Genomic DNA, 12,652 nt, shown 5'->3' with positions numbered 1-12,652 from the left:
ACCACCGACGGCAGGGGTACACTGGCCGTGAGCATTCCGAATCATTCCAGAAGAGGGGTGCCGGAGATTTGCGAAACAGGCGGGCGGTCGATTTGAATGGAGGCCGGGCGGCATGCTCAAGGGGGACAATCTCCTGAAAGCCGTTCAGGACTGGATCGACCGGGAAAGCGTCCAGCGCTCGTGGGGAGCGGTCGAGTCCAACTTGCAGGTGGCGGAGCCGGGATCGGGAGCGACGTCTTTCGCCTGGACGCTGGAGAGTGTCGGGTTCCTCGGGCAAGTCCTGTTCACGAGCGACGGACATGCGGAGGTGGAGTTGGTTGAGGCCGAGAATGGCCGATCCCACGTCGAGCGGTGCGAGGTCAGCGACGAGGACAACCTCCACACTTTGCTGGGCACCGTGCGGGACTGGGTCGTCCGTCCGGAGATCGGTCGCGGGAGGACCTTGATGGACCTGGCACGTGAGTGGTTGGCAAGTGGTTCCCTTGATGACGTCGACGATTATCGGCCTTTCATCGCGTCTGTCATGGTGAAATGGGTTCCGGAATTCGATCTTGTCATCAGGCGTATAGAGGCTGCCAACCGGGAGGAAGGAACCGGGTTTCCGGTTCCGTACTCCGCGTACATGAGAATTATCGCCACCCAGTTCTTGAGTGCGCTCAGAGAGCGGGACATGGTACGGGTCGAACAGTTCTCTGGACTTGTTCTAGAATTGTTGGACTCGAATCTCGAAGATGTCAGGGAATGGGTGGACGACAGCATTCTGGAAACGCTTGCCTTTTATAAGTCTGAGATATTGGACATGCTTCCCGATCGGCTCAAGGCCGAGGTCGACGTCGCGGCGCCCGGGCGCTGAGCGGTTCCGGCGCCAGACGCGGCAGCAGGCGAAAAGAGAATGTTATTGGCCCGCTGTCCCGGCATGAAATGGTCGAATAAACACCAAACGGAGTCGGGGATCGCAGTCGGCCTGATCAATCAGGCTTTCAGGTCAGGACTAGTAGGGCAGCCGCATTTAGTGATCTCTGAGTTGTCGTTGCTGGTAGTGACATCGTCGGGCGCGGGTTTGATGACGTCGCCTGTCGGTGCCGAAAATGTGTCACCGCCTCTGGCCTGCAGTATCGCCTGACTGTAGGTTCGTGAATCGGCTGTGAGGTGGAAGCCTGTCTGGCACTGTAAGTAGTCATGGCCTTACGTCTGGTCTATCTGGTTCTGCTTCGCGTGTTCGGCTGGTTGGCCCTGCTCCCTCGTTCCGACGTGGCCAAGACCGTCGAAATCCTCGTCCTCCGCCACCAGCTCGCTGTCCTGCAACGGCAGGTGAAGACACCGCGGCTGTCCTGGGCTGACCGTGCCCTGCTGTCCGGGCTGATCCGGATACTGCGCAACGCCCAGCGCCGCCGGCTGCGCCTGATCATCACCCCGCGAACGCTGCTACGCTGGCACGCCCACCTGGTCAAACGCCACTGGACCTTGTGGGGCTCGAATACCCGGATTTGGCTATGCGACCTGGGAGTATTCGTTGATCAGTCCGTCGAGGATCGTGTGCCGGGTGATGCGTGCCCGCTCGAAGCTGATCACCTCAGGGTTCGGGTCCGGCGGGCGTTGGTGCAGGGATCGGTGCGGCCGGTGCCGGTTGTAGTGCTGGATGTACTCGGTGAGGACTGTCCGCAGGTGTCGTTCGTTGAAGATGAGCATGCGGTCGGTGCACTCGCGGCGTACCGTGCCTACCCAGCGCTCGGCATAACAATTCGCGACCGGCGCCCGTGGAGGAGTCTGCAGGACTCTTATCCCGATCGAGGCGAACACCGTATCGAAGTCGGCGACGAATTTGCTGTCCCTGTCGCGGAGCAGGAACGTCATCTGGCCGATCCAGCCGTCGGCGTCCAGCAGCAGGTTGCGGGCCCGCTGGACCATCCATGTCCCGGTCGGGTGCGCCGTTACCCCGACGAGGTGTACCCGTCGGGTGGCGACCTCGATCACGAAGAGCACGTAGATGCGTTTCAGGAATATGGTGTCGACGGTGAAGAAGTCGCAGGCCAGCATGGTCTTGGCCTGCGCGGTGAGGAACTGCTTCCACGTCGGCCCGGATCGGCGCGGTGCCGGATCGACACCGGCCTTCTTCAAGATGAGCCATACGGTGCTGGGAGCCAGTTTGTAGCCCAGGCCGACCAACTCCCCATGAACACGCCGATGCCCCCACGTCGGATTCTCGGCCGCCAGACGCAGGATGAGCGCGCGAATCTCGTTGGAGATCGGTGGACGGCCCGGCCGGCGCTGCGGATAGGTCCACTTTCGCCGGACCATGTCGCGGTGCCAGCGCAACAGCGTCGCCGGAGTGACCACGAACGCCCGGCCACCGGATCCGGGGCAGCAGCCGCGACAGCACCGCCAGCAGCGCCCGGTCCGCCGGCGAGGGGCGCATCGGACCGGTCTGGCGGCGCAGGACGGCAAGCTGATGGCGAAGGACGAGTATCTCGACGTCCTTACTGGTGCCGGTACGTAGCCGCAGCAGCAAGAACTGGCCGAGCTGAACCAGCGAGAGGTAGAGCAGCGAGACGAACACGAGTCGCGATCCTGCCAGACGAACATCCTGATCGTGCGACAACATTGCAGGTCACAACCCCGAATCCGGGTTTTCGGACCCGATACGCTATCTGACCCCTTCGACGCCGACATCAAGGTCATCCGACGAGACCGGCTCGGCGGGCTCATCCATGAATACGCCCAGGTCGCATAGGGTGGCCGAATATTCGGCACCGACAAGGGCCAGCCAGCCGAACACGCGAAGCAGAACCAGGTAGACCAATCGTAGGGCCACAACTACTCACGGTGCCAGGCAGTCTTTCATCTCGCAGCCGAATCACGAACGAAACGGCTGCCGATACCGCAGGTCAGGCCCGGTGACACTATTTCCGGCACGCACACCCTGCCCTGCTGCGCCTGGCCCGCGTCCGCCAGCTTCAGGAGGACGCCGACGCGGCCGCCTCCCTCCTGGCCAGGGCTCTGGAGGCCCGACATCCCGGCCTGCCGCCGCATCTGCGCACGATGGCGGAACGAATGATCTCCACCTTGGTCCGCCGCCTATAAAAGATCTACTTTGTAAAGGCGGGAATTCCGGGTAGGATTGAATCACTCGGCAGTACTTAAGGGCGTGGTATTTCGGGTGAACAGTCCAGGGATGGAAATGGTCGCGTCGTAAAAAGACTTCTGAGCTTATTCGAGAGAGCGTTGCCGGCTAGTGCCCGCGACGCTCTTTCCATTTCGGGTGCGCGTGGACGACCTTCCCGTCGAGCAGGATCGAACGCAGGAAGGCCGCCTCGGCGTGGTTCCCCTCCAGGTCCTCCGTGGTGACCAGGTGCACGTCCACGGGTATGGCGAACGTGCTGAACTGGTCGTGGAGCTCCCGGGTCAGCTCGCGGCGGCGGGTGCCGGGGCCGGTCACGACGAGCAGGTCGATGTCGCTGTCGGGGCGCGTCCGGTCGTGCGCGGCGCAGCCGAACAGGATGACCGCCTGCGCGTCGACGCAGCGGAGCACCCGGCTGAGCGCCGCCTGGACGACCCGTTCCGTCCGCATCAGGAGAGCTTGAACCGGACGACGAGATAGACGTTCCGCAGATCCTCGGGTTGGAGGGATCGGTAATCCGCCGCCCCCTGGATCCGCAGTTTCAGATCCCATTGCCCGGTCACGTCAAGGGCGGTGATCTCGCCGCCCCAGTGGCGCATGCCGCCGTAGGCCTTGTCGGGATTCGCCGCGCCGGTGACGTGTGGGGTCCGAGAATCCGTGTTCAGTCAGGCGACCTGCGAGTATTCGTTGATCAGCCCGCCGAGGACCGTGCGCCGGGTGACGCGTGCCTGCTCCAAACTGATCGCTTCAGGGCGCGGCTCTGGTGGGCGTTGGTGTAGGGATCGGTGCGGCCGGTGCCGGTTGTAGTGCCGGGCATATTCGGTCAGGACCGTCCGCAGGTGCCGTTCGTTGAAGATCAGCATGCGGTCGGTGCACTCGCGGCGGACCGTGCCCACCCAGCGTTCGGCATAGCAGTTGGCGACCGGCGCCCGAGCAGGAGTCCGCACAACCTTGACCCCGATCGAGGCGAACACCGCATCGAAGCCGGCGACGAACTTGCTGTCCCGGTCGCGGAGCAGGAACGTCATCTGCCCGATCCAGTCGTCGGCGTCCAGGAGCAGGTTGCGGGCTTGCTGGGCCACCCACGCCCCGCTCGGGTGCGCCGTTACCCCGACGAGGTGTACCCGACGGGTGGCCACCTCGATCACGAACAGCACATAGATCCGCTTCAGGAATACCGTATCGACTGTGAAGAAGTCGCAGGCCAGCATCGTCTTGGCCTGCGCGGCCAGGAACTGCCTCCAACTCGGCCCGGATCGACGCGGCGCCGGATCGACACCGGCCCGCTTCAAGATCAGCCACACGGTGCTGGGAGCCAGCTTGTAGCCCAGACCGATCAGCTCCCCGTGAATTCGCCTGTGCCCCCACGTCGGTTTCTCGGCTGCCAGACGCAGGACGAGCGCGCGAATCTCGGGTGAGATCGGTGGACGGCCCGGGCGGCGCCGCGGATAGGTCCACTTTCGCCGGACCATGTCCCGATGCCAGCGCAACAGCGTGGCCGGGGTCACGACAAACGCTGGCCACCGGATCCGGGGCAGGAGCCGGGACAGCACCGCCAGCAGCGCCCGGTCCGCCGGTGAGGGGCGCATCGGACCGGTCTGGCGGCGCAGCACGCCAAGCTGATGGCGCAGGACGATGATCTCGACGTCCTTACTGGTGTCGGTACGCAACCGCAGCAGCAAGAACTGGCCGAGCCGAACCAGCGAGAGGTAGAGCAGCGAGACGAACACGAGCCGCGATCCTGCCAGACGAACCATCCTGATCGTGCGACCACATCGCAGGTCACAACCCCGAATCCGGGTTTCGGACCCGACACGATCGCGTGTCACCCGGCGGGCGGTCGGTTCGCATCGAGGCGAGCGCCCACCTCGACCACGCCGCATGCCCGAACTGTGGCCTGGCGTCAAAGCGTGTGCACACCGGGTGGCCAGCCAGCACGTCTTGAACTTTCTGCCAGGTGATGGGGTCGAGGGGTGGATGGATGGGTAGATAGCAGTCCGGCTCTCTGAGTCCAACGCGCCAGGTCCGCGCCGGGGCTCCCCAGGAGGAAGACCGGCCTGCGGACCTTGATCCCGTTGACGACGAGGGTGTGTCGCATACCTGGGTCAAGCGTGACACCGTTTGCGTCGTGAACGTGACCGGACGTACCGACGCGGGCATCAGCACCGATTCCGGCATCCCCGGCTATCGCGGCGTGACAACCAAGGAGTACCAGCCCTGGCCGGTACCGACGTACATGATGTTGGAATCCACCCAGGTATGGAAGACAACTGCGCCATCGGCCAGCTGCGTGACGATGTCCACTGCGGGCATGCCGGCAATCTCGGTGATGTGGTTGTCGGCGGACAAATAGACCGCCTTGTTCTCAAGCACGCCGACGATCTGCCCATCGTCGCGCACGACCGCAGAACCCATCTGACGATTACCATACATCCCGGGAAACTTCACCCATCGCTCACCGTCGAGCCGCCACTGCGTTATGTGATGGCTGATGATGGCCCTCGAACCGTCAGGCGACAACTGGAGACCGCCGATGGTCGTCGGTGGCAGATCCTTCCAGGACTTACCCCCGTCTGAGCTCACCGATGTGCGCATCTCGTTTTCGCCGGTGACGCGGGATAGCCAGATCCGTTCATCGCCACCCTGCTGGACGACGGCAGGCCGCCCGGGAAACGGTGCTCGCGGCGAAACCGGGCCGGTGCCCAGCTGAATCAGCGTGAACTCGCAGTTCTCCTCCGGACGCTTGAGCATGCCGGTGCCCGGACACGCATAGGCATAGTTGCCCAGCCGGGTTCCGAAGTTGTCACCCAGATTCGCTGCGAGCTGGGTCTCCAGTGGAGGGTCGCTCAAGGGGTACGTGAACCAGGTGTCTCCCTGATCGCGGGTCAGGTAGATCTCATCGCGGGTGACGAGGGAGACGGTGGAGGCGTTGAGCGGTAACCATCGAGGGGCATCGTCGAGCCCGGTGCTGTACTCCATTTCGCCTGTTCGCCCGGGCATGGCCACCCGCTCCCAGGTCTTGCCTCCGTCCGCCGTGACACCCAGAGCGGACTGGCAAGACTCCTTCAGCGGATAGGTCTTCGGGCACGCGTCGACGTACGCCCACGCATGGTTCGCATCGATGAGTATCACCCTTTTGTCCAGAGCGAAGTCGACGCCCGGGATGGTGACCTCGCGGGCGGCCTGGTCCCAGGTGTCCGGGATCGGGCCACGCGTACGTGACGCCTCGAGATCCGGTGCGCACGCCGAGAGGCCGGCGGCTAACACTGTCGCCGCAACGATTTGTGACATCGGTTTGATCACAGAAGAAGTATCGAGCAGCAGCGCGGTCTAGCGCCTCCGTACGATGGCCTAGCAGCCCATGAGTGCCTACTTAGTGTCCCGCGCCTTAATTCGAGTCATTAGTTGACATGATGTTTGTGGTGGCGCGTTCGGGTCCTGCGGCGGTTGAGATTGTTTTGTCCGATGATGAGCGGGAGACGCTCGCGTTATGGGCGAAATGGACCTCTGCTTCGGCGTGGCGGGCCCGCCTGGTCTTGGCGTGCGCGGTGCCGGGCAGTAGCAACGCGGGTGTGGCTGCCGCGTTGGGACGACCGCGGCTCCTACCGTGTCAAACGCACCGCCGATCAGATCATCCGCCACCCAGGTCCGGCCACGCCCCTACTGGCCTGCCCGAATACCCAAACTTAACGGCATTTTGCGTCACGAGACGCGGAGAGGAGTCGTCGTGTAGGAGACGACTTGCTTGATGTGCATGCTGCGCATGAGATGAGGGTTTCGTGGCCCCTCGGCGCCGCCCTGCGGGGGGAGGCGTCAAGCCACCGCATGCTGCGTTAGCTGAAGACTGTCGTGGTGAGCGATGCGGAAAAGGCGGCGGGTGAGCCGTCAGGCGGGGACCGGGAAGGCGAACGCGAGTGAACCACCGCTGAAGCGTCGAGAGAGTGAAACGGCATCAGAACCTGTGGGGCTCAAGAACTCGATCACACTTCCAGCGCAGTGCCCTTCGTCTGGTGGGACGGAAGGGTTGAGGGGTGCCGAGCGGCTGGTCCGGCCAGCTGACACCACGAGAACCGGCAGGTCAGACATCACATCCTATTCTTGAGCCCTACACGCTGGTATTCCCGTCCAGATCTTCGGCGGAACATGTCACAGCCCCGGCTGGTGGGAGACGGTGGGCCCGGTAGTCAGCAGATGCGCCGCCCTCATCGTGGTCATGAGTCCGCGATCGGCGGTTGCCGCTGGGGTGATCAGGGAAGTCGCCCAGGCGCGGGAGTCGTTGAGGCCGATCATTCCTCTCCTGCAAAGGGGGACGGCCTTTCCTCGATGAGCCCTCCCATGACGTTACTGATGGCTCGTTGCCCAGCGCCGCCGTACTGGCTCAGCTGAGATCGCTGACTCGAGTCGCCGCCGCTGTATAAGCGGTCTGTGGGCTTGATCCGGTTTGACGGACCATGTTCCGGTGCCAGCGCAACGGCGTGGCCGGGGTCACGATGAAGGCCGGCCACCGAATCCGGGGCAGCGGCCGGGACAGTACTGCCAGCAGCGCCCGGACCGCCGGTGAGGGGCGCGTCGGACCGGTCTGGCGGCGCAGGACGGCAAGCTGATGGCGCAGGACGATGATGTCGACGTTCTTACTGGTGTCGGTGCGTAGCCGCAGCAGCAGGAACTGGCCGAGCCGAACCAGTGAGAGATAGAGCAGCGACGCGAACATGAGTCGCGATCCTGCCAGACGATCCATCCTGATCGTGTGACAACATCGCAGGCCACAGCCCCGAATCGGATTTTCGGACCCGACAAGGCGGCGACATCTCAGTTCACTGCGATTTGACTGCGCATGATTCTGATGCAGGTGCGAGTGCCGCGTGCCTTAGGGGTGCGAACGCGGCGAGCTGGTTGCGTCAAAACGCGCCCGCCAAACTCGATGTCGGTTCCGCGTATTCATTCAGGCCCGACGCATTCCAGCGTGATGTGATCACGGTGGGTGATGGTCGTCGGGCGTGAGTGGTTACCGAACGTGCCCGTGGGTTAGGCGGTGGCTGGGTCGGGCGGCATCCAGGGTCTGCCGAGCAGGGCGTCGCGGATCGCGGAGATGACGTCGGCGCCGTGTTTGGCGGCGGTGGACAGGTAGCCGCGGATGGCATACCGGTCGCCGGTCGCCGTCTCCGATCGAAGCCGCCCAGAGATCTTCTGCTGGGTTTTGGCTGGTCGGACATCGCGTTCGGCCTGATTGTTCGTCGGAGGAACCCGCAGGTCATGGGCGAACCGCAGGACGTCGTCCTCACGGTCGCGCAGCACTTCCAGCAGCACCCGGCCGACGGGCTGGGTGACGGTCTTGGCCGGTCCGGGGATGCGGGGAACCTCGGACAGGCCGACGCGGACCCCGTGCTCGAACAGCCGGATCAGCTCATCTTTGACGCCCGCCTCGATGGCGTCCTCGCCCTGCTCGCGGGCGGTGCCGGCGGCGTGGATCAGCCCGCGCAGAGTCCGCTGGATCTGAACGGGCCAGACCGCGCCGGGGTACTCCTCGACGCAGTCTTCAAGATCTCGGAGTAGATGACTCGCACACAGCTGATGGCGGTGCTCACCGAGTTCGGCCGAGTCGTAGTTCTGATACCGATCGTGCACCATCACCCCGGAAAGCTCCGCCAGCACCGACGCCTTGAACGTCTCCAGGCTCCGGTCGCCGAGCATGTACCAGGTCAGCAGTTTCGTGCAGGCGACCAGCAGGTACTTCTTGACCTTCGTGACCTTCGCCGCGCCGACCCGCAGCGGCGTCTCATCACAGTTCACCACGTAGGCCAGCGTGAGCAGCATCCGGATCCGGGCGTTCGCCGCCGCGACCGCGGCGGCGGCGCGGGCGATCATGCCGTGCACGAACCCCGGCGACGGCGCCGCCCCGGTCAATGCCTCCACCAGCGCACAGCAGCGATGCACCGGGATCGCGTGCATCACCATCAGATACACGCACAACGCCTGAAGATGCACACCGAAGCTCACCCGCGCGGACGCCACGCCCTCCGGGCGCTCGGCCAGGTGCACTTTGCCGCACCGGCACTGGACCGCGTGCAGGTCGTGCTGAACCACACCCGCGCTCACCGGCGGGATGTCGTGCACCTGGTGCCAGGCCTGAACGCCCAGGTCCCGGCCCTCTGCCAGGTCATCGCCACATACGCACGTCCCGTACGGGAAGTGCGGCACGACCTCGCCGGGATCGGCGCGCCAGGCCAGCTGCCGGCCCTCGGCACCGGGCTGCTTCCCGGGCTTGCGCTTACCGCCCGTCCGCTGGCCTGCCCGTTTGTCCTTCGGCTGCGGCTTACCCGGCTGATCATCGCTGGAGGGCGGCATCCCCGAGTTCCCGCTGTTACGCGAGATCAGCCGCTCCAACCGCGCCAGGCGCTCGGCCAGCTCGGTGTTCACGGCCGCCAGCTCGGCGCTCTGTTCTTCCAGTTCCGCGACCCGCGACACCTGCTCGGCCAGCCGCGTGATCTGCCCCTGCTGAGCGCGCGCGAGCACGATCAGCTCATCGCGGGACATCTCCTCCAGGGCGGACACTCGATGATCCCACCAGATCCGCCCGCACTGATCAACTTCACAGACCGTCACATCAAACAGGACGGGAGGGCACCGTCATCACACTGCGTGCCAAGCCTGAATATTTACGTTTCCGCCTGAAGACTGGCTCTGGCACTGATTGCGTGAGGTTGACCCTCGCCTGAGCGGCTGCTGGCCCAGGCTGTCAACGGCGGGCAAGTCCCGCTGCCCGCCCTCGCAGCGGACATCATCACCGCGAGGGCGGGCAGCGACGCCCGAAACATTACAGAAACGGCCGGGAATGCTCTTCGCACATCCGCTACACCGACATCAACGCAAGAACCTCCTGACGCGGAGCGAATCCTCGCACTGAGCTACTCCCGGGCTACTTGGCACCCGGCTCGCCGCTCGCTAACGGCCCACCGACTCCGGGGACACCGCTGGCGTCCGCCAAGAACCAAGATGATGAAGGTCATACCGGCTCCCACGTCCTGGACTTCATCGACCGGTAGCAGGCGTCGATGATCTGGTTGACGACCAGGCCGTCGTGGAAGGTCTCCAGCGGCGTCTCACCGGCCGTGAAGCAGTCCACGAAGTGCCGCATCTGCTGGGAGAAGCCGTAGGCCCTGGTCTCCTCGGGCACCGGGTAGACCCACCCGGTGTCGGCGTCGGCCTTCTCCACGAGGTAGCCGACCGGCTGGGTGATGAAGCCCCACACCGGGGTCGAGGCGGTGTCGGTGACCAGTCGGCCGCCACTGCCGACGAACTCGTGGCGCAGTTGCATGCCGCCCTTCTCGACCCAGGACGACTCGATCGAGGCGACCTGGCCACCGGCGAACTTGAGCAGGGCGATCGCGGTGTCCTCACCGGTGGTCTTGTCGGCGTGGGCGAGGGTCGCGCCCCAGGCGAACACCTCGACGATCGGGTTGTCCTTGCCGAAGAAGTGGCGGGCCGACTCGACGGTGTGGCAGCCCATGTCGAGCAGCGCGCCGCCGCCGGCCGTCTCGGCGTCCCAGAAGTGCGGGGCGTGCGGGCCGGAGTGTCCCTCGCGGGCCCGCATCCAGAGCACGTCGCCGATGCCACCGGCCTGGACGATCTCGTGGGCCTTGGCGATGTTGGGCGAGAACACCGAGCTCTCGGCGTAGCCGTGCCAGATGCCGGCCTCGGTGGCCACGCGCACGATCTCGGCGGCCTCCGGTCCGGTACGGGCCAGGGGCTTGGTGCAGATGACGCCCTTGCCGGCGGCGGCGGCCAGCTTCACGGCCTCCAGATGGACTTCATTGGGGAGGGCGATGACGACGAGGTCCACTTCCGGGTCCTTGCAGAGCGCCGCCATGGTCTCGTGTGGTCTCGTGTTGCGTCCCGGTTTCGCGGCGAACGCGGCTGCCCGTTCGGGCGAGCGGGAGTAGTGCGCGACCAGTCGCGCGTCCCGGACATCGTCGAGTGCCTCGGCATAGCACTCGCTGATAAAACCCGCTCCGAGCAGGCCGACACCGATCATCTGATCCTCCTGGGGCGGTACGTGGAGACGCGGGCACGCCGTGGCTTGAAAGGTAGCATCACAGTAAACCAAAGCAATACCTCTTGTTACCACCATCGCCACGTGTGTACGCTGCCCCATCAGGCGATGGCCATCGGGGGAGCCACGCGATGACAACGATGACGAGAGGCAACCCCATGCATGCAATACGTGCATCCGTTGCGTTGGTCGCGGCAGCGGCTGCCGTCCTGACCTCGGCGTGCGCGCCGTCCGCGACTCCGACCGCCACCACAAGCGACTCCCCGGGCACCGCGAGCGGAGGCGCCACCAAGGTCGTGCTGACCCTGGGAAGCTGGCGCACCGAGGACCTCGCGATGTGGGAGGACGAGATCCTGCCTGCGTTCGAGAATTCGCATCCGAATATTGACGTCAAGTTCAGCCCGACCAACACCAACGAGTACAACGCGGCGATCCAGTCCCAGGTCGACGGTGGCACCGGCCCCGACCTGATCACCTGCCGGCCGTACGACGTGAACCGCTCCTGGATCAAGAAGGGCTACTTCGAGAAGCTCGACGGCAAGCCCATGCTCGACACGTTCGACGCCCTCGCCCTCGACCCGTGGTCCGACGACGCCGGCAGCCGCTACTGCCTGCCCACCGCCGCGGTGCTGGCGGGCTTCTACTACAACAAGGACATCTTCGCCGAGCTGAACCTTCAGGTCCCGACCACGCAGGCCGAGTTCGTGGGCGTGCTCAAGGCGATCAAGGACAACGGCAAGTACACCCCGCTGGCCGTCGGCTCGTCCGAGTCGTGGCAGCTCGCGTACAACGGGCTCTACAGCATCGGCCCGGTGTACTGGAAGGGCGAGGAGGGCCGGCAGGGGCTCATCAAGGGCACCACGAAGGTGACCGACCCGGAGTTTGTAGCCGCCTTCAGCGCGTTCGAGGCGTGGAAGCCGTACCTGCCGAAGGGCTTTCAGAGCCTCAAGTACCCCGACATGACGCAGTTGTTCACCCTCGGCAAGGCCGCGATCCTGCCCGACGGGTCCTGGAACATCAACCAGGTCGCCGTGGACGGCCTCAACGTCGGCGTCTTCGGCCCGCCGAGCGACGTCACCGGCGGTGAGCGGTACCTCCAGGAGATGCCAGACATGGCGATCGGCATCAACGCCGCCAGTAAGAACAAGGAGGCGGCCGAGACGTTCCTCACCTGGACCGCGAGCCCTGAGTTCCAGGAGTCGTACGTCAACAAGCTGCCCGGCTTCTTCTCGATGGGCAGGCAGCCGGTCACGTACACCAACACGCTCGCGCAGGACTTCGCAAACCTCAAGCAGGGCGCGAAGCTCACCCCGCGCCTCGGCCTGGACCGGCTGAGCGCCGGCACGCCGCCGTTCGACGACGAGGTGTGGCGGGTCCTGCAACTGATGCTCAACGAGGACCTCAGCCCGCAGAAGGCCACTGAGGAACTGCAGAAGGGCCTGGCCAGCTGGTACACGCCGCAGCAGTGACACCGACAGCGACAC

At 64.9% G+C, this 12,652-nt stretch carries 12 protein-coding genes; 3 read left to right on the top strand and 9 right to left on the bottom strand.

The genetic code is table 11. The annotated features are described in order from the left end of the window. Positions 1-112: 112 nt before the first annotated feature. Complete coding sequence (locus ABGB08_RS32085; RefSeq protein ID WP_347597792.1) at positions 113-853, top strand: hypothetical protein; 741 nt, start codon at positions 113-115, stop codon at positions 851-853. A gap of 638 nt (positions 854-1,491) precedes the next feature. Here ABGB08_RS32085 and ABGB08_RS32080 read toward each other — a convergent pair. Further along, positions 1,492-2,337 carry an integrase core domain-containing protein gene (locus tag ABGB08_RS32080; RefSeq protein ID WP_347597789.1) on the bottom strand — a complete coding sequence of 282 codons (846 nt, stop codon included), beginning with the start codon at positions 2,335-2,337 and terminating at the stop codon, positions 1,492-1,494. On the opposite strand from ABGB08_RS32080, the gene ABGB08_RS32075 reads away from it, so the two are divergent. Continuing rightward, positions 2,330-2,497 carry a hypothetical protein gene (locus ABGB08_RS32075; protein WP_347597786.1) on the top strand — a complete coding sequence of 56 codons (168 nt, stop codon included), beginning with the start codon at positions 2,330-2,332 and terminating at the stop codon, positions 2,495-2,497. The genes ABGB08_RS32080 and ABGB08_RS32075 overlap by 8 nt on opposite strands. Positions 2,498-3,229: 732 nt before the next feature. On the opposite strand, the gene ABGB08_RS32070 is transcribed toward ABGB08_RS32075, so the two are convergent. The 8 genes from ABGB08_RS32070 to ABGB08_RS32035 all read right to left on the bottom strand — a co-directional run bounded on the left by ABGB08_RS32070 (position 3,230) and on the right by ABGB08_RS32035 (position 11,150). Beyond that, positions 3,230-3,568, bottom strand: a complete 339-nt coding sequence (locus tag ABGB08_RS32070; protein ID WP_347597783.1) for a nucleotidyltransferase domain-containing protein — start codon at positions 3,566-3,568, stop codon at positions 3,230-3,232. Then, positions 3,568-3,717, bottom strand: a complete 150-nt coding sequence (locus tag ABGB08_RS32065) for a hypothetical protein (protein WP_347597780.1) — start codon at positions 3,715-3,717, stop codon at positions 3,568-3,570. Before ABGB08_RS32065 ends, ABGB08_RS32070 begins: the two co-directional genes overlap by 1 nt. Positions 3,718-3,783: 66 nt before the next feature. After that, the gene (locus ABGB08_RS32060) at positions 3,784-4,875 is read right to left on the bottom strand and encodes an integrase core domain-containing protein (protein ID WP_347597778.1); all 1,092 of its coding nucleotides are present in this window, start codon (positions 4,873-4,875) and stop codon (positions 3,784-3,786) included. Positions 4,876-5,302: 427 nt separating this feature from the next. After that, positions 5,303-6,421: a hypothetical protein gene (locus ABGB08_RS32055; protein WP_347597775.1), complete on the bottom strand. Its 1,119-nt coding sequence runs from the start codon at positions 6,419-6,421 to the stop codon at positions 5,303-5,305. Positions 6,422-7,264: 843 nt separating this feature from the next. Then, a complete protein-coding gene (locus tag ABGB08_RS32050; RefSeq protein WP_347597772.1) occupies positions 7,265-7,408 on the bottom strand; it encodes a hypothetical protein in 144 nt (47 codons plus the stop codon). 88 nt (positions 7,409-7,496) lie between these two features. After that, positions 7,497-7,829 (bottom strand): hypothetical protein, encoded by a 333-nt coding sequence (locus ABGB08_RS32045; RefSeq protein WP_347597769.1) that lies wholly within the window; start codon positions 7,827-7,829, stop codon positions 7,497-7,499. 314 nt (positions 7,830-8,143) lie between these two features. Beyond that, positions 8,144-9,670, bottom strand: a complete 1,527-nt coding sequence (locus ABGB08_RS32040) for an IS66 family transposase (RefSeq protein WP_347597766.1) — start codon at positions 9,668-9,670, stop codon at positions 8,144-8,146. Positions 9,671-10,121: 451 nt separating this feature from the next. Next, on the bottom strand, positions 10,122-11,150 hold the full coding sequence (locus ABGB08_RS32035) for a Gfo/Idh/MocA family oxidoreductase (RefSeq protein WP_347597763.1): 1,029 nt from the start codon (positions 11,148-11,150) through the stop codon (positions 10,122-10,124). 203 nt (positions 11,151-11,353) lie between these two features. On the opposite strand from ABGB08_RS32035, the gene ABGB08_RS32030 reads away from it, so the two are divergent. Next, entirely contained in the window at positions 11,354-12,637 is a 1,284-nt protein-coding gene (locus ABGB08_RS32030; RefSeq protein ID WP_347597760.1) for an extracellular solute-binding protein, read from the top strand. The last annotated feature ends 15 nt before the right edge of the window (positions 12,638-12,652 follow it).

The sequence above is a fragment of the Acrocarpospora sp. B8E8 genome, from assembly GCF_039871605.1.
In the GTDB taxonomy this organism is placed as follows: domain Bacteria; phylum Actinomycetota; class Actinomycetes; order Streptosporangiales; family Streptosporangiaceae; genus Acrocarpospora; species Acrocarpospora macrocephala.
Note: the sequence above shows the minus strand (reverse complement) of the source record. Positions and strands in the feature narration are given on the sequence as shown.